We start from the raw sequence: 20932 nt of genomic DNA, 5'->3' as shown, positions 1-20932 counted from the left end.
CAATTATTTTTTCAGCCGCTGCGCCCGCGCCGCCTGCGGCATAAAGCTCCAGGCAATAAAGCGACTCTGCTTCTGCCCCTGCGCCATTTCAATGATACGGATATCGCTGACCGACAGCGCCTTCAGCTGGTCACGCAGCACGGGAAGATTTTCTTTGCGCGAGACCAGCGAGGTGAACCAGACGCACTGGCGGGCAAATTCCACGCTCTCACGCATCATCTGGCTGATAAAGGCCGTTTCTCCGCCCTTACACCACAGCTCATTGTGCTGACCGCCAAAGTTGAGCGGCGCGCTTTTTTTCAGGCCGAGATTACGCGCTTTACGCTGAGAAACGCCTTGCGCCTCGGCGGCGGAGGCGTGGAACGGCGGATTACAAATCGTGGCGTGGTAGAACTCATTCTTATGAATGATACCCTGAAAAATCGCGTCCTCGCGCTTCTGGCGACGCAGACGCACGCTGCGTTGCAAGCCCGGATTCGCCGCGATAATGGCATTCGCGCCTTTCAACGCCTCTTCTGAGATATCGGAACCGGTAAAGCGCCAGTGATATTCCGCGTTGCCAATCAGCGGATAGATGCAGTTTGCTCCGCAGCCAATATCCAGCAGATCGATATTGCGCGGGATCGCACCGGCGCTGTCCGCAGCCAGCAGATCCGCCAGATAGTGCAGATAATCGGCCCGGCCCGGCACCGGCGGGCAAAGAAAGCCCGGCGCCAGCTGCCACTCCAGCTGGTAAAACAGCTTCAGCAGCGCCTGATTCAGCAGCAGCACCGCCTCAGGATCGGCGAAATCGATCGACAGCGCGCCCCAGCCGTTGGGCCGCACTTTGGCCGCGAGCGGCGGATGTGCGGCCGTCAGAGCGGCAAAATCGTATTCGCCCTGATGGCGATTGCGCGGATGGAAAACGTTTTTTTCGGCGGGCTTGTTCATGGCTTCTCTCAGGTTAACGCGGCGCGCGTAAGATACCGATTCCAGGCGGGGAAATAAACCCGCACAATTCGCTTACCCGTTTCAGCCTTTCTCACCGGATGCTGAGCAGCTATGTTAGTAAATCCTTTTCCTTTTCCGGAGACGTTATGACGCGCCAACGCTACACCTATCAGCCCCGGGCCGGTCACGGCCTGCCGCACGATCCCTTGAACGCGATTATCGGCCCGCGTCCGATCGGCTGGATCAGCTCCGTCAGCGCCAGCGGCGCGCGTAATCTTGCGCCCTACAGCTTTTTTAACTGCTTTAACTATCACCCGCCGATCATTGGCTTCTCCAGCACCGGCTGGAAAGATAGCGTGCGCAACATCAGCGAAACCAAAGAGTTTGTCTGGAATCTGGCGACGCGACCACTGGCTGAAGCGATGAACGAAAGCTCCGCTTCAGTTCCGGCGGAACAGGATGAGTTCGCCCTGACGGGCCTGACGCCGCTGCCCGCCACGCTGGTTAAAGCGAGCCTGGTGGCGGAAAGTCCGGTGAATTTCGAGTGTCGCCTGACGCAGTGCATCCAGCTGCTGGATGCGCAGGGAGAGAAGATCGACAGCTGGCTGGTGCTGGGCGAAGCCGTCGCGATCCACATCGATGAATCGTTGCTGGAGGAAGGTATCTATCAGACCGCCAAAGCGCAGCCGATCCTGCGCGCTGGCGGCCCTTCCGCCTATTACGCCATCAGCGAGGCGCAGCGTTTCGATCTCACCCGTCCCGACGCGCGCAAATCTAAAGCCTGACCGACTCTGCGCCCTGCTCCAGTAGGGCGTGGATCAAGGGCTTCAGTGTTTTTTGCAGCTGCATGGCGCGTTCCTGTCGCCAAGTGAACGGCGGCGTTTCATCCATATAGTTACACTGCGCCAACTCCAGTTGCACCGCCTGCTGCGCCTGCTCCGGCCTGCCGTAAGCGCGGGTAATGTAGCCCCCTTTGAAGCGGCCATTGATCACCCAGCTGTAGTCAGATTGTTGTTCACAGACCGCCTGCAAACCAGCGCTCACCGCCGCGCTGCAACTGGCGCCATCATTAGTGCCGATATTGAGATCGGGCAGCCGTCCGTCAAACAAACGTGGAATAACGGAGGCGATGGAGTGCGCGTCAAACAGCAGCGCATAGCCGAACTCCGCTTTGATGCGCGCCAGTTCCTGCTGAATCTGCTGATGATAAGGATGCCAGATGGCGTCCAGATAATGCTGGCGCTGCGCCGCCGTTGGTGTCTTTCCGGGCGCAAAGGTGGGCGTGCCGTCAAACAGCGTCTCGGGGAACAGCCCGGTGGTGGCGCTGGTGTAGAGCGGCTGGTTATCTGGCGGGCGGTTCAGATCGATGACAAAACGCGAATAGCGCCCAATTAACACGCTGGCGCCCAGGTCGCGGACAAAATCAAACAGCAGCGGGATGTGCCAGTCGGTATCGGGCAGGCCGCTCGCCGCCTCGCTGAGTCCCTGCTCCACTTCCGGCGTCAGCAACGTCCCGGCATGGGGAATGCTCACCAGCAACGGCAGCTTACCCTGGGTAAAATGAAAAGGTGTCATTGCGCTTCTCCACGATAAATTACCTCACAGGGCAGCTCGCCCCCCAGCCAGTAAACCAGCTCAGCCGGGCGCGCCAGCGGCCAGTGAACAAAGTTCGCCACCTTGCCCGCCTCCAGCGAACCGTGCGTTTTTTCCAGTCCCAGCGCTTTTGCGCCCCACAGGGTCACGCCCGCCAGCGCCTCTTGCGGCGTCATGCCAAACAGCGTGCAGCCCATATTGAGCATCAGACGCAACGAGAGCGCGGGCGAGGTGCCGGGATTGGCGTCGCTCGCCAGCGCCATGGGTACACCATAGCGACGGAACAACTCAACCGGCGGCCGCTGGGTTTCACGCAGCAGATAAAAAGCGCCCGGCAGCAGCACCGCTACCGTACCATGCGCCGCCATCGCCTGCACATCGCTCTCCTGCGCGTACTCAAGGTGATCGGCGGAGAGCGCGCCGAGACGCGCCGCCAGCGCCGCGCCCCCCAGCGGGGAGAGCTGCTCGGCATGCAGTTTGATCGGCAGCCCGAGCGCCTGCGCGGCGCGGAAAACTTGCTCAACCTGCTGCGGCGAAAAGGCCAGATGCTCGCAGAAGGCATCCACCGCATCTGCCAGCCCCTGCTGCTGTACGCGCGGCAGCAGTCGCTCACAGATCAGGTCGACCCAACCCTGCGGGTTCTCTTTGAACTCCGGCGGAAAACCGTGCGCCGCCAGGCAGGTAGCGCGCACATCCGCCGCTACGCTCTCCGCCAGCTGACGAATCGCGCGCAACATGCGCAGCTCGCTCTCCTCATCCAGCCCGTAACCCGATTTGATCTCAACCGTGGTGACGCCTTCCGCCAGCAAGCGCTGCAGCCGCCAGCGGGCCGAGGCTACCAGTTCAGCCTGCGACGCCGCCCGCGTAGCGCGCACCGTGGAGAGAATGCCGCCGCCCTGCGCGGCAATCTCCGCATAGCTCACGCCGTTCAGCCGCTGTTCAAACTCCTGGCTGCGATCGCCACCGAATACCAGGTGCGTATGGCAATCCACCAGCCCCGGCGTGATGATGCCGCCAGCAAACTCGGTGCGTTTCCTGGCCTTAAAGGCGGGCATCTCCCCACGCGGCCCGATCCAGACGATCTGCTCATCCCTGACCGCGATCGCGCCATCGGGGATCAGGTTGTAGTTACCGTCACGCATGGTGACCAGATCGGCGCCCAGCCAGAGCGTGTCGACGCTGTTTTCCTCTGCCATCCCGCCATCCTCGTTACGCAGTGCGATTTACACTGTGGGTTAAAGTATGTATATGTATATACAACTACAGCGCATGAGGATCAACCATGGCGATTTTTTTTGCCCCGCGCGCCCTGCTGGCTGATGGCTGGCATCAGCAGGTGCGCATCACGGTGGATGAGGCAGGATTTATCAGCGACATCGCCTCGCAGGCGAGCGCGGAAGGTGCCGTGGCGCTGGATGGCGCACTGCTGCCAGGGATGCCAAATCTGCATTCGCACGCTTTTCAACGTGCCATGGCGGGGTTGGCTGAAGTGGCGGGCGATCCGCAAGACAGCTTCTGGACCTGGCGCGATTTGATGTACCGCATGGTGGGACGCCTGACGCCGGAGCAGATGGGTGATATCGCCGCCTGGCTCTATATCGACATGCTGAAAGGCGGCTATACCCAGGTTGCTGAATTCCATTATCTTCATCACGATGCGCAGGGCCAGCCCTATGCCGATGATGCCATGCTGCAACAGCTCATCGCAGCAGCGGAGCGCGCCGGTATCGGCCAGACGCTGCTGCCGGTGCTCTACAGCTATGGCGGCTTCGGCGCGCAGCCTGCGCAGCCGGGTCAGCGCCGCTTTATTCAGCAAACAGAACATTATCTGCAACAGCAGGCGCGATTGCAGCGCTGGCTACAGGATAAGCCGCTGCACAATCAGGGACTCTGTTTTCATTCGCTGCGCGCCGTGAGCGAAGCGCAGATGCACGAGGTGTTGGCGGCCAGCGATACCGCGCTGCCAGTGCATATTCATGTGGCAGAGCAGGAAAAAGAGGTAAATGATTGCCTTGCCTGGAGCGGCGAACGTCCGGTGAACTGGCTGCTAAATCGCTTTAACGTCGATGCCCGCTGGTGCCTGATCCACGCCACGCATCTGGACAGCAGCGAAATTACCCGCCTCGCCGCCAGCGGCGCGGTCGCCGGGCTGTGTCCTACCACCGAAGCGAATCTCGGCGACGGCATCTTCCCCGCCGTGGAGTACGTGGCGCAGGCGGGACGTTGGGGCATCGGCTCTGACAGCCACGTTTCGCTGGATGTGCAGGAGGAGCTGCGCTGGCTGGAGTATGGACAGCGACTGCGCGATCGTCGTCGAAACCGCATCGTCGCTCCCGGACAACCCTCGGTGGGCGACCTGCTCTGGCGCGAAGCGGCACGCGGCGGTGCGCAGGCGTGCGGCATTCGCAGCGGCGCACTGGCGCCAGGTTATCGTGCCGACTGGCTGGTTTTACAGCAAGATGCCTGGCTGAGCAGCGTCGATGAAAGCGCCCTGCTCAACCGCTGGCTGTTTGCCGGTCGCCGCGATCAGATTCGCGACGTCTATGTCGCGGGCCACGCGGTGATTCAGCAAGGGCAGCATGCGCAGCAGGAAGCCTGTGCCGACCGCTTTATGCAGGCGATGGAGGCGTTGCGATGAACGCCCTTTATCGCTATCAGGATCTGCCGGTCAGCCGCTGGCGCAACGGCGGCGGCGAAACGCGCGAGATCATCAGCTTTCCGCCGGGCGAAGCGGAATTTGCCTGGCGCGCCAGCATTGCGACGCTGGCGGCGGACGGAGACTTTTCCCTTTTTCCCGGCATCGATCGCGTGATCACGTTGCTAAAGGGTGACCCTGTCACGTTATCAGGCGATAGCCTTCAGCATCAGCTTGTGCCTCTTCAGCCCTGGGCCTTTGCGGGCGAACTGGCGCTGCATGCCCGGCTCAGCGGCGGACGCAGCGAAGACTTTAATATTATGACGCGTCGCGGAGCCTGGAACGCAGTCGTCGAAGTTACGTCAGACGCGCGGCAAAGCGAACATGGCGTTTGCCAGGTATTGGCCGGACGCTGGCTGCTGAATGGCGCACAGCCGTTGCAACAGAGTGAAGGCATCTGGTGGGTGGATGAAAATAGTGAACTCACGCCCGCCAGCGCAGAGGCCAGCCTGCTGTTTATCCGCCTCAGCCGTGTGCCTTGAAGCGCCCGAGTAACTTATAGCGCGAGCCGGGATAAAGCAGGCGCGCATAGGTGACGATCTTGTTATCGCTCCAGGTCTGTCGGCGGATCAGCAGACAGGGTTCATGCTCATCCAGCGCCAGATGCTTGCGCTGGCGGATGTCCGGCAGCACCGCTTCCACAATGTGCTCCCCGGCGGTCAGCGGCGCGACGCGCATCAGGTAAGTGTAAGGGGTCTGGCTGTGATAATCCTGACTGAGATAGTCGGGCGCTACCAGCGGGTTCACCAGACGATCCTCAAGCTGTACCGGCAGATCGTTTTCGTAATGGACGATCATCGAATGGAAAATGGTCTGGCCGGTAGCTAAGCCCAACACCGCTGCCTGCTCAGGATCGGCTTTTATCTGCCCGAGCGATAAAATCGTGCTGCTGTGGAGATGGCCGCGCTGGGCAATTTCATCGGCAATATTGTGCACTTCCAGCATCGCCGTATAGCCTTTCATCTCGGCCACAAAGGTGCCGACGCCCTGCATACGCACCAGAAAGCCTTCGCCGGTTAGCTCGCGCAGCGCACGATTAATCGTCATGCGGCTGACGCCCAGCTCATTCACCAGCTCGCTCTCGGAAGGCACACGCTGATTCGCTTTCCAGTTGCCGTCACGAATCTGGCTGACGATCGCCTGTTTAACGCGTTGGTAGATGGGGGCAGGCTCATCGCTCATGGCTGCCGCAAGTTGTGCAATTGCCGTCTGCTCGACCATATCCTTTTCCTCTCTTCCCCTGATAATGACGCAAGTTTACTGTATCCGCCCGCAAATGTATATACATCTAAACGGCCTCACGGCACGCTTATTGTGCATCCCTTGCCAGCTGGTGGTGCAGAGCCTGCGCTGCTTTCGGGTTAACAGCGCTGCAACGGCACTGAAAAAACTGTGATCGATTTGGCACAGGCTTTGCTACTTGTATAGACAAGAATAGACACTTATGTTTCACTCGCTTTATCGATAACAGGACGCGTGCTCAAGACCTTACGGCAGAAGCGCGTCGTCAGCAGTAATCTTGTATAGACAGGAGTAGATTATGTCAGGTTCGGTTCAGGTATGCCGCCTTATTCCCGGTGAGGTTGATCTCAATACGCTGCGCACCCTGTATCAGGGCGGCGTTACCATTGCGCTGGATGAGGGCGCTCGCGAGGCGATTCTGCAGGCGCGGGAAACGGTCGAGGCGATCGTCGCCTCAGGCAAGGTGGTTTACGGCATCAATACCGGCTTCGGCAAGCTGGCGCAAACAGAGATCCCCGCGGCACGGCTGGCGGAACTCCAGCGTAATCTGGTGCTCTCTCACAGCGTCGGGCTGGGCGATCTGCTGCCCGATAACGTGGCGCGGCTTATCGTGGCGACCAAAGTTATCAGCCTGGCGCGCGGTCACTCCGGGGTACGTATCGAACTGGTGGATGCGCTGATTGCGCTGTTTAACGCTGGCGTAATGCCCTGCATTCCGGAAAAAGGCTCGGTAGGCGCATCAGGCGATTTGGCGCCGCTGGCCCATCTGTCGCTGATGCTGCTGGGCGAAGGCGAAGTACGGGTTGAGGGCAAACTGATTCCGGCGGTTGAAGGCCTGGCGCGTGTCGGCCTGAAGCCGTTTGTACTCGGCCCGAAAGAGGGTCTGGCGCTGCTGAACGGCACGCAGGTTTCCGGCGCGCTGGCGTTGCGCGGCCTGTTCGAAGCGGAGAACGTCTTTGCGGCGGGCCTGCTGGCTGGCGCGCTGTCGTTGGAGGCGATTAAAGGATCGCTGAAACCTTTCGATGCGCGTATTCACCAGGCGCGCGGGCAACACGGACAGATTGCCGTGGCCGCCGCGGTCACCTCGCTGATCGAAGGCAGCGAAATTCTCGGCTCGCACGCCAACTGCGGTCGCGTCCAGGATCCCTACTCTGTTCGCTGCGTGCCGCAGGTGATGGGCGCTTGCCTCGACAATCTCACCCATGCGGCGCGCGTGCTGCAAATTGAAGCCAACGCCGCCTCCGATAACCCGCTGGTGTTCAGCGACAGCGGCGACGTCATTTCCGGCGGGAATTTCCATGCCGAGCCGGTGGCCTTTGCTGCCGACATCATTGCGCTGGCGGTAGCGGAAATCGGCGCGATTTCTGAGCGTCGTCTGGCGCTGCTGCTCGATACCGGCCTTTCCGGCCTGCCGCCCTTCCTGGTGCGTGAAGGTGGCATCAACTCCGGCTTTATGATCGCACAGGTTACCGCCGCCGCGCTGGCCTCTGAGAACAAATCTCTGGCGCATCCCGGCAGCGTCGACAGCCTGCCGACCTCCGCCAACCAGGAAGATCATGTTTCCATGGCGACCTATGCCGCACGCCGACTCGGCAGCATGTGCTTCAACACCGCCGCGGTAGTGGGCATTGAGGCGATGGCCGCCGCGCAGGGCATCGATTTCAACCGTCCGTTGCAAAGCTCCGCGCTGCTGGAGCAGGAGCTGGCAGACATTCGTCAACAGGTGGCCTTTCTCGATCAGGATCGCTTACTGGCGCCCGATATCGAGAAGATGCGCCAGTGGGCCAGCCGCTACAGCTGGCCACAACCGCTTGCCGCGCTGCTGCCGAGCCGCGCCCTTTGATTAATCACTGAATTAAGGAACAGAGAATGAGCGAAACCCTGACCCAGGCGATAGCACGAGAAGTACGCGCCCCGCATGGCAGCGAGCTGCACTGCGCCAACTGGCTGATTGAAGCGGCATACCGCATGATCCAGAACAATCTCGATCCTGAGGTCGCCGAGCGCCCGGAAGATTTGGTGGTGTATGGCGGCATTGGCAAAGCGGCGCGCAACTGGGAATGCTTTGAGCAGATTCTGCGTTCCCTGCGCGCGTTGCAGCCGGAAGAGACGCTGCTGATTCAGTCGGGCAAACCGGTGGGAGTGTTCCGTACCCATGCGGATGCGCCGCGCGTGCTGCTGGCGAACTCCAACCTGGTGCCGCACTGGGCCAACTGGGACCATTTTCACGAGCTGGATAAAGCGGGCCTGATGATGTACGGCCAGATGACGGCGGGCTCCTGGATCTATATCGGCGCTCAGGGCATCGTTCAGGGCACCTTCGAGACCTTTGTCGAGGCGGGCCGTCAACATTATGGCAACGACCTCAGTGGCCGCTGGATCCTTACGGCGGGCCTGGGCGGCATGGGCGGCGCGCAGCCGCTGGCAGGAGTGCTGGCCGGCGCCTGCGTGCTGGCGGTTGAGTGCCAGGAGTCACGCATCGATTTTCGTCTGCGCACGCGTTATCTGGATCACAAAGCCTGGACGCTGGACGAGGCGCTGGCGCTGATCGACGAGGCGACCAAAGCGAAGAAAGCGATCTCTGTGGGCCTGCTGGGCAACGCAGCGGAAGTGCTGCCTGAGCTGGTGAAACGCGCCAAAGCGGGCGGCATGAAGCCCGATATCGTGACCGATCAGACCTCGGCGCACGATCCGGTGAACGGCTATCTGCCCATCGGCTGGGGCCTGGCGCGCTGGCAGCAGGAACGCGCCAGCCAGCCGAAGGCGGTAGAGAAAGCGGCACGCGCCTCGATGGCGGTGCATGTGCAGGCGATGCTTGATTTTTGCCATATGGGCGTGCCGACGGTGGACTACGGCAACAATATTCGGCAGGTAGCGTTGGATGAAGGGGTCGCTAACGCCTTCGATTTTCCGGGCTTCGTTCCCGCCTATATCCGTCCGCTGTTTTGTGAAGGCAAAGGGCCGTTCCGCTGGGTGGCGCTGTCGGGCGATCCGGAAGATATCTATAAAACCGACGCCAAACTGAAAGAACTGTTTCCCGAAGATAAAAACCTGCATCGCTGGCTGGATATGGCGCAGGAGCGCATCGCCTTCCAGGGCTTACCGGCGCGCATCTGCTGGCTGGGTCTGGGAGAGCGTCACCGTGCTGGTCTCGCCTTTAATGAGATGGTGCGCAACGGCGAGCTGAAGGCGCCGATTGTGATTGGCCGCGACCATCTGGACTGCGGCTCCGTCGCCTCACCTAACCGGGAAACGGAAGCGATGAAGGATGGCTCTGACGCGGTATCCGACTGGCCGTTGCTTAACGCCCTGCTGAATACCGCAGGCGGCGCAACCTGGGTCAGCCTGCATCACGGCGGCGGCGTGGGCATGGGTTTTTCCCAGCATGCCGGGGTAGTGATTGTCTGTGACGGCAGCGAAGCCGCCGACGTGCGACTCGCCCGCGTGTTGTGGAACGATCCCGCCACCGGCGTTATGCGTCATGCCGATGCGGGATATGAGCAGGCGCAGGCCTGCGCGAAAGAGCATGGGTTAAAGCTGCCGATGCAGAGGTGAGTTGGGCCGCCTGGCCGGGCGGCAGGCAGTTTCAGGGGCCGCAGCACATGTGGCCGTGCCAGGGGGCCGAATCAAAAGCCCCCTGGCAATCTTCGCGGCCAACAGGCTGGCCCCCTCCCCTTTTAGTTCTGACTTATTCCATTTTGATTTAGCCTTGAGCCACTTTTCTCCTTTGTTGAGATAGACGTCCCCCTGCGCTTGCCACTACAGTGAAGATTCAGAATTTTTCGATGTTCCGCCGTGTCGGACGCATCGCGCCGCAAGGAGATTTCATCCGTTATGACCCTGCCGACTGCTCTGATCGAAGAAGCCATCCGCTGGCGCCAACAGCTTCATCGCCAGCCTGAACTTGGCTATCAGGAGCACCAGACCAGCGAATTTGTTGCGCAGCAGCTCGCCGCTTTCGGCCTGCAGGTGCATCGCGGCCTGGCGGGCACCGGTGTCATTGCGACGCTGGAAAATGGCCCCGGCCCGACCATTGGCCTGCGGGCCGATATGGATGCGCTGCCGATCACGGAAAAAGGCGATTCCCCCTGGCGCTCGCAGCGTCCGGGCGTGATGCACGCCTGCGGTCATGATGGTCATACCGCCATTCTGCTCGCCGCCGCAAAACAGCTGGCGCAGACGCGGCAGTTCAGCGGCACGGTGCATTTCATTTTTCAGCCTGCGGAAGAGAATCTTGGCGGCGCGCGCAAGATGGTAGAAGAGGGTTTGTTCCGACGCTTCCCGATGGAAAACATCTACGCCATGCATAACTGGCCGGGCCTACCGCTGGGAACGCTGGCGGTGAATCCGGGCGCTATGATGGCCTCGCTGGACTCCTTTGAAATTACCCTGAGCGGCAAAAGCTGCCATGCCGCGATGCCGGAAAGCGGCGCCGATCCCATGGTGGTAGCCGCTGAGCTGATTCTGGCGCTGCAAACGATCCCCTCACGTCGCCTGTCGCCCCTCGCTTCGGCGGTGGTCAGCGTCACGCAAATTCAGGGCGGCGAAGCGATTAATGTGATCCCAGAGCAAATCACGCTGCGCGGCACGGTGCGCTGTCTGCAAAGCGACGTGCGCCATAAGGTGCGCGGCCTGATCGAAGAGTTTGTCACCTCCCTGCCCCGTCCGTTTGCGGTGGAAGGCGAAATTCACTGGTATCCGGGCTATCCGGTCACGGCAAACCATGCGCAACCGGCGGAACAGGTGCGCGATGCGGCGCAGAAGATGCTGGGTAGCGAAAACGTGCGCTGGCAGGTGAATCCGTCGATGGCGTCTGAAGATTTCGCCTGTATGCTGGAGAGTTGTCCGGGCGCCTACTTCTGGCTGGGCGCCGATGGGGCAACCCCGTCCGCGCCCTTGCATAACGCTTGCTACGACTTCAACGATGCGCTGATCCCCGTGGCTATCCGCTTCTGGCAGGCGCTGGTGGAGAACGTACTGAAGCGATAAGGCGGCACGCAGGCCGCCCTGTGGATCAGTAGCCTGCTGCGTCCAGCGTGGCGAGCGCCTCATCCAGCGAGCTGCTGCGACCGGTCGCCCGTAAACAGCAGGCGATCTGCAGACGAAACGCCTGCGGCAGCGGAATACGCTGTTCCAGTACCTGCTCAATCCAGCGTGCCGTGACCGCCGCCTCTTTCGACGCGGGCAGCGTCACGCTCACCTCGGGCTGACGCTCAACCCAGACTTCCGCTTCCGCCTCTGCGCCACGAATAAAGCTGATCGCCGGGCAGCGTTGCGGATTAGCGTAAACCTCCCCTTCGGTGCCGTTCAGCAGAATGCCCGGCGCGCCAATGTCACTGAAAAACTTCGCCACGCGCGGCACATATTCCGGGTGCGACACGCTGGAGAGACGCAACGCGGCGGTTTCCGCAAAGGGCGTCGCCAGCTTCGCCAGCGTGTGGGCGCTGTTGCGCACCCCCATGCGCCAGCGCAGCGCCAGCTGTTTCGCCAGCGGCGGGCAGAGCGTATCGATGGTGATAAACGCCAGCTCGCCGTTATCCAGCTTCGCCTGCGCCTGATCGGCGCTTTCCACCGGCGCGATGCCCAGTTCAGCAAACACCGCTTCGCTGGTGACGCGCGTGGGATCGTCGCTGACGCCGTGTACCAGCACCGGAAAACCAAGTTTAACCAGCAGCAGCGCCAGCAGCGGGGTCAGGTTGCCCTGACGACGCGCGCCATTATAGCTGGGGATCACCACCGGCATGGCGCGCCCGGCGGGAGGTTGCAGCCGCATCATCTGCTGCTGCATCGCCTGGTAGAAGCCGCGCATCTCCTCTTCGCCTTCGCCTTTGATGCGCAGGGCGATCAGTAAACCGCCCAGCTCCAGATCCGGTACCTCGCCCGCCAGCATGGCGCAGTAAAGCGCCTGCGCGGTGGCGAAATCGATATCCCTGGCGTGATTTTTACCGCGCCCCACCTCTTTGATAATTTTATTCAGTTCCATCACTCGCTTCCCGCTCCGGGGGCCGCGTGCCAGACGCGGCCACAGTGTAAAGTCAAATCATCAGGGCGCCGTCAGGTTACGCCTTTTTCCTGGTCGTGGATCGACGCGGTTTTCCGCTTCGGCCTGGCGCGCTTTTCGGCGCTTTGCCTTCCGGCATCGCCGGTTGCTCAATCGGAAACACCGGCAGCGCCGCCAGCAGCCGCGAGCCGTAGGTTTTACTGAGTAGCCGTCGATCGTAAATCACGATTTCGCCATAGCATTGATGGCTGCGAATCAGGCGTCCCACCTGCTGAATCAGGGTAAAGGAGGCGCTGGGCAAACTCTGTACCTCAAACGGGTAGCGCTTCAGGCTTTTCAGCCACTCCCCTTCCGTCAAAATTACCGGACTGTCTACCGGCGGAAAAGCGATTTTATGGATATGCACCTGCGACAACAGTTCGCCCTTGAGATCCAGCCCCTCCGCGAAGGATTGCAGCCCTACCAGAATGCTGGTTTCGCCTTTTTGCACGCGCTTGCGATGCAACTCAACCAGCCGGTAGCGCGGCTGATCGCCCTGCACCAGCATAGAAAGGCGTAAATCAGTAACGTGAGAGAGAAATTGCTGCATGGCGCGCCCGCTGGCGAAAAGCACCAGCACCCCCTTGTGCTTCTTCTCTGCCATCTGCTGGCGGAAGAAGTGCGCCATCTCGGCAATGTGTTCCGCCTCGTTCGCCATCAACGGCTCATAGCGCATCTGCGGGATCACCAGCTTGCCCTGATCGACATGGTTGAACGGCGAGTCGAGCGCCACAAAGCGATCCCCCGCCTTTTCGTTCAGCCCGGACATCTCCTGCAAACGGTTAAAGCTGTTCAGCGAGCGCAGCGTAGCGGAGGTCACGACCACATGCGGCACCTTGCGCCACAACAGTTTCTCCAGCTGATCGCTGACGCGAATGCCCGCGCAGTGGAACAGCAGATGCGCCTGCCCCTCGCGCAGCTCGCGCGAAATCCATTTCGACACCGGCGCATTGGACGCCTTCTCCAGCGCCGCCAGCCGCCACAGTTTGCTGATCGACTCCAGCCAGCCGAAGTGGCGGTTAAGCTGGATCAGCGTGCGGTGCAGGCGCACCACATCCGCCTTGCCGGTCTGCTCGCCCAGTTCGTTCAGCAGCCCTTCCGCCAGCCCACGCAGCGCATCGCTCAGCTTGAACAGGCGCGCGCAGATAGCCAGCAGCTCCTCCGGCAGCTCGCCAAGCACAAAGCGGAATTCGCCCGGCTGATTGTCCGGCGGCAGCAGCGGCGTCAGCGCGGCGCAGAGCACGTTCAGCAGCTCGCGCAGCTCATCGCAGTGCGCCTTCAGCCGCTCCGCATTGCTCAGCGGCGGCGGCGATTTGGGACGAAACTGCGTCATGATGGTGTCAACCAGACGCACAAACAGATCGAGCTGCAGGCTGCTCCAGCCCGGCGTGATCTCGGCGCTCATCTCCAGCGCATCGCGCGCCACCTCCGGCAGATGGTGGCCTTCATCCAGTACTAACATCAGATTTTTCGCGGGCGGCAGCACCGATTCGTTCTCCATCGCAGCCATCACCAGCGCATGGTTCGCCACCACCACGTCAACCTGCTCAATCTCCCGGCGCGCGACAAAGAAAGGACATTCGCGATACCAGCGACAGTGGTGCCCCAGGCAGTTCGCTTTGTCAGTGGAGAGGCGCTGCCACAGACTGTCGCCGATCGCTTCATCAGTATGGTCGCGCAGGCCATCCCACTGGTTGCGGCTCAGGGATTTCTCCAGCCGACCGCAGATCGTCTGCTCTTCTTTCGAGGAGCTGAGGGTGTCATCCAGGTAAAGCAGCAGGTCGCCCTGCTGATCCTCATCTGCCGCCAGCGCGGCGAGATTGCGCGGACAGACATAACGCCCGCGGCCAAAGGCGGCGGTAAAGGAGAGATCGGGAATGATTTTTTTCAGCAGCGGCAGATCTTTGCTGAAGATCTGATCCTGCAACGCCACGTTGGCGGTGCTGATCACCAGCCGCTTTTCGCCAGCGCGGCTGGCCGCGATGCCGGGGATCAGGTAGGAGAGCGTTTTGCCGACGCCGGTCGGCGCTTCAATGGCCAGATGCCGTCCCTCGTCGCCCGCCAGGATCTTCGCCACTTCGGCAATCATCTGACGCTGCGGCGCGCGCGGAATGAAATCGGGCACCTGCTGTTGCAGCGCTTTGTACCACTGCGCTATCTGGCTTTTTATCGCTGCTGTTAAGGCCATAACCGTCACTGCCCGTGGAAAATGGCCTGTATTTTTACACAGTATGCTGACAACGTCAGCTTTCCGTTATGATTTTTCGGGATGTATTCAGAATTTCGCGCATCGCGCGGATCAGCACTTCCCGACTGCGACCGCGCCGAAATGCGAAGGAGAACGGCGCGCGGAAGTGAAAATGGTCAGGGAGCAAGCGGCAGAGTGCGCCCTTCTGCTCCCAGCTGTGCGCATAGTGCGCCGGCAGATAGCCAATATAGCGCCCGGATAGGATCAGCGTCAGCTGCGCCTCGATGCTCTCCACCGAGGCGTTGCTCTGTCGGAAGCCGCGCTTGTTCAGCTCCGCCTGATTCCAGTAGCGTCGCGTCACCATGCCGGTGCGCTGCACTTCCGCCACGCTGGTTGCGCGCTGCGCCAGCGGGTGCGCGGGACTGCAGTAGAGCCAGTGCTGCTCCTCATACAGCGGTACCGTTACCAGATTACTGGCGCGCAGCGGAAAATGGCCCACCGCCAGATCGAGCCGGTCCTCCAGCAGATGTTGTTGTAGCTCGTTGGGATCGCGCACGCTCAGGTTAAGAAACACCGCCGGAAAGCGCTGATTAAAACAGGCGATGGCGGCGGGCAGACCCAGAGTAGCATCGGTCACGGTGGCATCGACCACGCCGAGGGAAAAAGTGCCGCCCTGCTGGTTTTTCAACGTCTCCACCTGCTGCTGCCATCCTTCCAGCGTCTCCAGCATCTCAACGCTGTAATGATAAAACTGCTCGCCCTTCGCCGTGAGAGAGAAGCCGCCGCGTCCGCGCTGACAGAGCACAAAGCCCAGCTGCGTCTCCAGCTCGCTCATATAGCCGCTGATAGCCGGGGTCGTCATATTCAGCGTCTGTTGCGCGCGTGAGTAGCCCTGGCAGCGCACCACGCTGGTAAAAATGTGCAGCAGTTTAAGATTAGGCAGATTATGCACAGCCGTTCTTCCTTCAGAATTTGCGCTCGTTAGTTAAGTAATCCCTGAACTGATTATCTGCTGTCAAGGATTTTTCCCGACGCGGCGGCGCGCCATGATGAGCCTTTATGTTTACTGTCGGGGCTGTTCGCTGATGAGTGATTTCGCTTCTTCCTTTCCACAACCGCAGGGCGGCAATGAGATGCCGCGCTTTGCCGGGCGCGGCACCATGCTGCGTCTGCCTGCCGTCGAGTCGCCGGACAATCTCGACGTCGCCTTTATCGGCGTGCCACTTGATATCGGCACCTCCCAGCGCAGCGGCACGCGCTACGGCCCGCGTGCGATTCGTGCCGATTCGGTAATGATCCGCCCTTATAATATGGCCACCGGCGCCGCCCCCTTTGAGTCGCTGCGAGTCGGCGATCTGGGCGACGTGCCGATCAACACCTACAGCCTGCAAAAGTCGGTAACCATCATTGAGGCGTTTTATACTCATCTGAATAGTTACCCATTAACGCCGCTGACGCTCGGCGGCGATCACACCCTGACGCTGCCCATCCTGCGGGCGCTGGCGAAAAAGCATGGCCCGCTGGGGTTAATTCATGTGGATGCCCATACCGATACCAACGACGAGATGTTTGGTGAAAAAATCGCCCACGGCACCACTTTTCGCCGCGCCGTTGAGGAAGGGCTGCTTGACTGCGCGCGCGTGGTGCAGATCGGCCAGCGGGCGCAGGGCTACGCGGCGGATGATTTTCAGTGGGGCGTGGATCGCGGTTTTCATCTGGTTCCCGCCGAGCAGTGCTGGTATCGCTCCCTCGCGCCGCTGATGGCAGAGGTGCGCGACCGGCTGGGCAGCGGCCCGGTTTACCTCTCTTATGATATCGACAGCTTCGATCCCGCCTGGGCACCGGGTACCGGCACGCCCGAGGTGGGCGGCCTGACGTCGATGCAGGGGCTGGAGATCGTGCGCGGCTGTCGTGGCCTGAATCTGATTGGCGGCGATCTGGTGGAGGTTTCCCCACCTTATGACATCAGCGGCACCACGTCGCAGCTGGCCGCCAATATCCTTTATGAAATGCTGTGCGTGCTGCCCGGCGTCCGTTACCCGGAGATAAAAAAATGAGCCAACTTCAACTGGCCTTTCCGGCCCGCGTGTTGCGCGGTGCCGGCGTATTGAATCAGCTTGGCGCGCTGTGCGCCGATCTGGGCCACCGCGCCCTGCTGATCGGCGGCAAACAGGCGCTGCGCGCCGTGGAAACCCCGGTGCGCGCTCAGCTCCACGCCGCGGGCGTCGAGCTGCTGGCGCAGGAGTGGTTTGGCGGCGAAACCTCGCTGACGCACATTACGCGTCTGGCGGAAATGGCCCGCCAGCTGCAGGCGGAGGTGATTATTGGCGTCGGCGGCGGCAAGTCGCTGGATACCTGTAAAGCGGTAGCGGCGCAGCTTCGCCTGCCGGTTATCACCATACCCACCATCGCCGCCACCTGCTCCGCCGTGACGCCCCTGAGCATTCGCTACGATGACAGCGGCAACTTTGTCGATATTTTCCCGCTGCCGCAGGCGCCCGCAGCGGTGTTTATCGACAGCGACCTGCTGGCTAACGCGCCGCCGCGCTGGCTGGCCGCCGGGCTGGGAGATACCTTAGCCAAATGGTACGAGTTCCGCGCGGTGAGCCAGCGTCATCCGGCGCGCAGCGGCAACGCCCTCTCCTCGCTGGCGCACAGCAAAATCTGTTATGACGTTATCGCTGAACATGGGCCCGACGCTTACGCCGCCGTGCAGAACGGCAACAGCAGTGCGGCGCTCGATCAGGTGCTCGATGCGATTTTTACCTGGGCTGGCCTCACCTCGCTGATGAGCAACGGCGCGCACGCGGCGGCAGCGCACGCCATTTATGAAGGTTTCACCTTCTGCGACAAAACGCGCGAATTTGGTCACGGCTTGCTGGTGGGTTTCGGCAACCTGTGCCTGCTGGCGCTGGAAAACCGCGACGATGCGGAGCTGTTACAGGAGATGGCGCTGGCCCGCGCCTGCGGCGTACCGCTGACGCTGGCGCAGATTGCGCCGCTCGATGCGCAGGAGCTGGCGCTGATTGTCCATGAATCAGTACGCGCGCCCGATATGGAGAATATGAGTGAACCGGTCAGTGAGGCGCGTTTACACGAGGCGATTGCCCGCGTCACGGCGCTCGCTGCCCGGCTCTGACCGCTCAGGCGCCCGTTCGGGCGCCTTTTTAACGCAGACGCAGCAGGTCTGTTAAGCCTGTGACATCAGCGCACTGCTCCAGCTCAAGTACTTGTAATTGCAACGCCTGCGCCTGCGCCTCAGGCAGCACGCGGCGCGCCAGCAGTTGAAACTTGGCGAACAGCGCCGCATCGCTCAGCGGATTGCCCGGCGCGCCCGACGGCACCGGCACATGCTGCTGCCAGCGTGCGCCCTGCTCTGTTTCCACTAAAACCCGCGGCTCCTCGTCGTTGCTCTGGCTGGGGTCCGGCTCCAGCACAATACGCTGCATCAGGCTTTGCGTCTCGGGACTTAGCCGCCTTGCCTCTGCATAAGCGTCCAGACCGGGCGCACCATAGAGCGCGCGCGCCGCCAGCGCGTAAGGCAGGCTCATCTGCGCCGCCGCCAGGCTGGCGACCTCGCGGCCTCCGCACATTTCCAACAGGAACGGGTTGAGCCGCACGCGGATGCAGCGAATGTCGCGCGTAACCAGCTGATGCCGCTCAAGCAGTATGCCTAACGCATCAATCGCGGCGTGGGTGCCGCGACAGGAGGCGTAAGGTTTGATGGAGCAGCGCGCCAGCTTCCATACCGCGCCGAGATCGCTCACCAGCGCGGCGGGATTTTGCGTCGTCGGGGCGAAAGTGTTGAGAAAGCTGCCCCAGCGATCGCTGAACACCGCCTCTGGCCCGCTGATCCCCGCACGCGCCAGCAGCGCCGCCTGGACGCCTGCCTCGGCGGCGCGACCGGCATGCAGTTTTTTGGTTTGCGAACCGTCATGAATAAAGCCCCACAGCCCGCCGCTGAAACTGGCCGCAATGCCTAACGCCGACGCGCACTCCGCGATGTTCAACTGCATCAGCGACGCCGCCGCTGCCGCCGCGCCAAATACCCCGCAGCTGGCGGTAGAGTGCCATCCCGCGCTGTTATGCGCCGAATAGCCGCCGCACGCTTCCAGCACGCGCCGCCCTACCTCATAACCGATCACCATCGCCACGATCAGCGCCTCGCCGTTGACCGGCTGCGCGCAGTGCGGCAGTACCGCCAGCAGCGCAGGCACCACCACCGCGCCGGAGTGATCGCAGCCGCCGGTATCGTCCAGCTCATACATATGCGCCGCGACGCCGTTCAGCCAGGCAGCCTGGCGAGCATTGACCTGCTGATTGCTGCCCCAGAGCGCCGCCTCTGCCGTTCCGCCCTCCGCCGCCGCCAGTTCGGCGCAGCGCCGCCAGATATCGCTGTCGCTGCCCGCCAGCGCGGCGCCGAAGGTATCCAGCAGATGCCGTTTCGCCCGCTCGATCAGCGGCGTCGGCAGCTGCGCAAAAGCGGTTTCAGCGATAAAGGTCGCCAGCTGCGCCAGTTCATTACTCATGTGCGACTCCTGACAGGCGGGCAAATACCTCAGCGGGATGCGCCGCATCGTTAGCGGGCTGCTGCTGCCAGTGTTCAGCGATCTCACCGGCAGTGGCGAGCCAGACATCATGCCGTTGCAGCTCATCCAGCAGCTCGCTCAGCAGGCCGATACGTCCTGTGGTGCCGATGATTTCCGGATGCAGGCGCAGCAGATAGCAGAGGCCAAAGCGGTGAAAGCCCTGAAAATCGAGCTTCATATTGTTCAGGGTTTCCTGATAAGAGGCGATGCGCGACTGGCCGGGCGGAATCGCCGGGCTGAGGTTGAAGGCGAAATAAGGCTCATCCTCCAACTCATAGTGCAGCGGCAGCTCCACCAGCGTGGTGCCGGGATGAAAATAGGGTAGATCGTCGCCGCGCCAGCTGGATGACCAGCGCAGGCCCAGCGCCGTCAGCGCCTGTGCCAGACCGGGCTTCCACTGCCCGGCCGGAGTACGAAAACCGCGTGGCCGCTGGCCGCTCAGCGTTTCCAGCCGCTCACAGCCGCAGCGAACGCTGAGAATTTGTTCCTCCAGCGACAGCGCAGAAAAATCCTCATGGCGGTCGCCGCTGCAGGCGATTTCGTGTCCCGCCGCGACGATGCGTTGCAGCAGCTGCGGTTGTTCCTCCGCTACCACGCCAGGCAGGCACCAGGTCGCCATCACCGCTTTCTCTTCCAACAGCCTCAGCAGACGATCCACGCCGCGCAGCGTGCCGTAGCGCCAGACGGAAAGGGTTTTTTCGCGCCCGGCCACGGCGGGCGCCTGGGTTAAAATGCCGTGAATATCGTTGAAATCCAGGGTAATCACCGCGGCGGAGCGATGTCCGTGCGGCCAGCGACTCGTCTCATTCATCATGCTGCTCCTGCAAATACCACTGCGCCACGGCATCGCAGCGGGCAAACCAGACATCCTTGCGCTGCGTCATATCATCAAACAGCTGCTCCAGCAGCAAAATGCGTCCCGGCTGGCCGGAGATTTTGGGATGAAACAGCGTAGTGAGGCATAAGCCTTCTGCCATCGCGCCGTTGAACTCGCGCCGCCAGTTATCCAGCGTTAAGGCATAGCTGGCGATGCGGTCGCCCCCCTTCGGGAAATCGGGCTGGCGGGTATAGGCCAGCGAGGCGTAATCATCCATCTCCCATTTTCCCGGAATCTCCACCAGCGGCGCGTGGCCGGGCACCGAAATCGCGTAGGGCCGATCGTCACCACGCATGCTGCTGGAGTAGATTACCCCCGCCTCTTTCAGAATCGTCGGCGTTTCGCTGTGCCAGTCCCCGGACGGCGTGCGAAAGCCGGTGGCGCGGATGCCGAGGTAGCGGGAGAAGATAGCCGCCGACTGCGCCATGACCGCGCGCTGTTCGTCCGGCTTCAGGGCGTAGAAAGATTCGTGGCGATAGCCGTGATAAGCCACCTCATGCCCTTGCTCAACGATCGCCTGACACTGCTGCGGCCACTGTTCCACCACCCACGCCGGAACGAAAAAGGTGGCGGGCAGTTGAAACGCCCGCAGCAGATCAAGCAGACGTCCCAGCGCGCGAAACGGGCCATAGGCGCCGAAGGTAAAATATTCCGGCGTTGACCAGAGGCTGCCATTCAGCATGGCATCGCCGGTGGGGCCATCAAGATCGAAAGCCAGCGCCATACAGCCGCGTTTGCCCTCAGGCCAGCGCGGCGATCTCTGCTGTTGCATTGTTCT

Annotated in this window: 18 protein-coding genes; 8 read left to right on the top strand and 10 right to left on the bottom strand. The window is 61.7% G+C overall.

What is annotated here, in order from left to right; translation table 11 throughout:
* Positions 1–3: 3 nt before the first annotated feature.
* A complete protein-coding gene (rlmF, locus tag ABU178_RS07000) occupies positions 4–930 on the bottom strand; it encodes a 23S rRNA (adenine(1618)-N(6))-methyltransferase RlmF (protein WP_397213282.1) in 927 nt (308 codons plus the stop codon).
* A gap of 146 nt (positions 931–1076) precedes the next feature.
* Between rlmF and ABU178_RS06995 the strand changes: the two genes are divergently transcribed.
* Positions 1077–1715, top strand: a complete 639-nt coding sequence (locus ABU178_RS06995; protein WP_397213281.1) for a flavin reductase family protein — start codon at positions 1077–1079, stop codon at positions 1713–1715.
* On the opposite strand, the gene hutG is transcribed toward ABU178_RS06995, so the two are convergent.
* Together hutG and hutI are read right to left on the bottom strand one after the other, a co-directional pair.
* Positions 1705–2505, bottom strand: a complete 801-nt coding sequence (gene hutG, locus ABU178_RS06990) for an N-formylglutamate deformylase (protein WP_397213279.1) — start codon at positions 2503–2505, stop codon at positions 1705–1707. The two genes, ABU178_RS06995 and hutG, sit on opposite strands and share 11 nt — an antisense overlap.
* Positions 2502–3719: an imidazolonepropionase gene (gene hutI, locus ABU178_RS06985; protein ID WP_397213277.1), complete on the bottom strand. Its 1218-nt coding sequence runs from the start codon at positions 3717–3719 to the stop codon at positions 2502–2504. The genes hutG and hutI overlap by 4 nt, the downstream gene beginning before the upstream one ends.
* 86 nt (positions 3720–3805) lie before the next feature.
* On the opposite strand from hutI, the gene ABU178_RS06980 reads away from it, so the two are divergent.
* Together ABU178_RS06980 and ABU178_RS06975 are read left to right on the top strand one after the other, a co-directional pair.
* Positions 3806–5161 carry a formimidoylglutamate deiminase gene (locus tag ABU178_RS06980; RefSeq protein ID WP_397213275.1) on the top strand — a complete coding sequence of 452 codons (1356 nt, stop codon included), beginning with the start codon at positions 3806–3808 and terminating at the stop codon, positions 5159–5161.
* Positions 5158–5700, top strand: a complete 543-nt coding sequence (locus ABU178_RS06975) for a HutD family protein (RefSeq protein ID WP_397213273.1) — start codon at positions 5158–5160, stop codon at positions 5698–5700. Before ABU178_RS06980 ends, ABU178_RS06975 begins: the two co-directional genes overlap by 4 nt.
* Here ABU178_RS06975 and hutC read toward each other — a convergent pair.
* Complete coding sequence (gene hutC, locus ABU178_RS06970) at positions 5684–6439, bottom strand: histidine utilization repressor (RefSeq protein ID WP_397213271.1); 756 nt, start codon at positions 6437–6439, stop codon at positions 5684–5686. The two genes, ABU178_RS06975 and hutC, sit on opposite strands and share 17 nt — an antisense overlap.
* Before the next feature lie 319 nt (positions 6440–6758).
* On the opposite strand from hutC, the gene hutH reads away from it, so the two are divergent.
* The 3 genes from hutH to ABU178_RS06955 all read left to right on the top strand — a co-directional run bounded on the left by hutH (position 6759) and on the right by ABU178_RS06955 (position 11449).
* A complete protein-coding gene (hutH, locus tag ABU178_RS06965; protein ID WP_397213270.1) occupies positions 6759–8303 on the top strand; it encodes a histidine ammonia-lyase in 1545 nt (514 codons plus the stop codon).
* 26 nt (positions 8304–8329) lie between these two features.
* Positions 8330–10015 carry a urocanate hydratase gene (hutU, locus tag ABU178_RS06960; RefSeq protein ID WP_397213268.1) on the top strand — a complete coding sequence of 562 codons (1686 nt, stop codon included), beginning with the start codon at positions 8330–8332 and terminating at the stop codon, positions 10013–10015.
* A 279-nt stretch (positions 10016–10294) separates the two neighbouring features.
* Positions 10295–11449 (top strand): M20 aminoacylase family protein, encoded by a 1155-nt coding sequence (locus ABU178_RS06955; RefSeq protein WP_397213266.1) that lies wholly within the window; start codon positions 10295–10297, stop codon positions 11447–11449.
* A gap of 25 nt (positions 11450–11474) precedes the next feature.
* Here the strand turns inward: ABU178_RS06955 and ybiB are convergent, their stop codons facing one another.
* The 3 genes from ybiB to ABU178_RS06940 form a co-directional block, all read right to left on the bottom strand.
* Positions 11475–12443 (bottom strand): DNA-binding protein YbiB, encoded by a 969-nt coding sequence (gene ybiB, locus ABU178_RS06950; RefSeq protein WP_397213263.1) that lies wholly within the window; start codon positions 12441–12443, stop codon positions 11475–11477.
* A 76-nt stretch (positions 12444–12519) separates the two neighbouring features.
* Positions 12520–14688, bottom strand: a complete 2169-nt coding sequence (gene dinG / locus ABU178_RS06945; RefSeq protein WP_397213261.1) for an ATP-dependent DNA helicase DinG — start codon at positions 14686–14688, stop codon at positions 12520–12522.
* A gap of 55 nt (positions 14689–14743) precedes the next feature.
* Positions 14744–15640 carry a LysR family transcriptional regulator gene (locus ABU178_RS06940; protein ID WP_397213259.1) on the bottom strand — a complete coding sequence of 299 codons (897 nt, stop codon included), beginning with the start codon at positions 15638–15640 and terminating at the stop codon, positions 14744–14746.
* Positions 15641–15773: 133 nt separating this feature from the next.
* Between ABU178_RS06940 and speB the strand changes: the two genes are divergently transcribed.
* Positions 15774–16745, top strand: a complete 972-nt coding sequence (gene speB / locus ABU178_RS06935) for an agmatinase (protein WP_397215723.1) — start codon at positions 15774–15776, stop codon at positions 16743–16745.
* A complete protein-coding gene (locus tag ABU178_RS06930) occupies positions 16742–17827 on the top strand; it encodes an iron-containing alcohol dehydrogenase family protein (RefSeq protein WP_397213257.1) in 1086 nt (361 codons plus the stop codon). Before speB ends, ABU178_RS06930 begins: the two co-directional genes overlap by 4 nt.
* A 28-nt stretch (positions 17828–17855) precedes the next feature.
* Here the strand turns inward: ABU178_RS06930 and ABU178_RS06925 are convergent, their stop codons facing one another.
* From ABU178_RS06925 to ABU178_RS06915, 3 genes are read right to left on the bottom strand one after another with little or no spacing between them, the layout of a single operon-like run.
* Positions 17856–19217 (bottom strand): MmgE/PrpD family protein, encoded by a 1362-nt coding sequence (locus ABU178_RS06925; protein WP_397213255.1) that lies wholly within the window; start codon positions 19215–19217, stop codon positions 17856–17858.
* Positions 19210–20088, bottom strand: coding sequence for a polysaccharide deacetylase (locus ABU178_RS06920; RefSeq protein WP_397213254.1), 879 nt, complete (start codon positions 20086–20088; stop codon positions 19210–19212). Before ABU178_RS06920 ends, ABU178_RS06925 begins: the two co-directional genes overlap by 8 nt.
* Entirely contained in the window at positions 20081–20926 is an 846-nt protein-coding gene (locus tag ABU178_RS06915) for a polysaccharide deacetylase (RefSeq protein WP_397213252.1), read from the bottom strand. Before ABU178_RS06915 ends, ABU178_RS06920 begins: the two co-directional genes overlap by 8 nt.
* Positions 20927–20932 lie beyond the last annotated feature (6 nt).

Origin of the sequence: Pantoea osteomyelitidis (assembly GCF_044342975.1) — a bacterium.
In the GTDB taxonomy this organism is placed as follows: Bacteria; Pseudomonadota; Gammaproteobacteria; order Enterobacterales; family Enterobacteriaceae; genus Pantoea; species Pantoea osteomyelitidis.
This window is presented reverse-complemented; position numbering and strand designations above follow the sequence as displayed.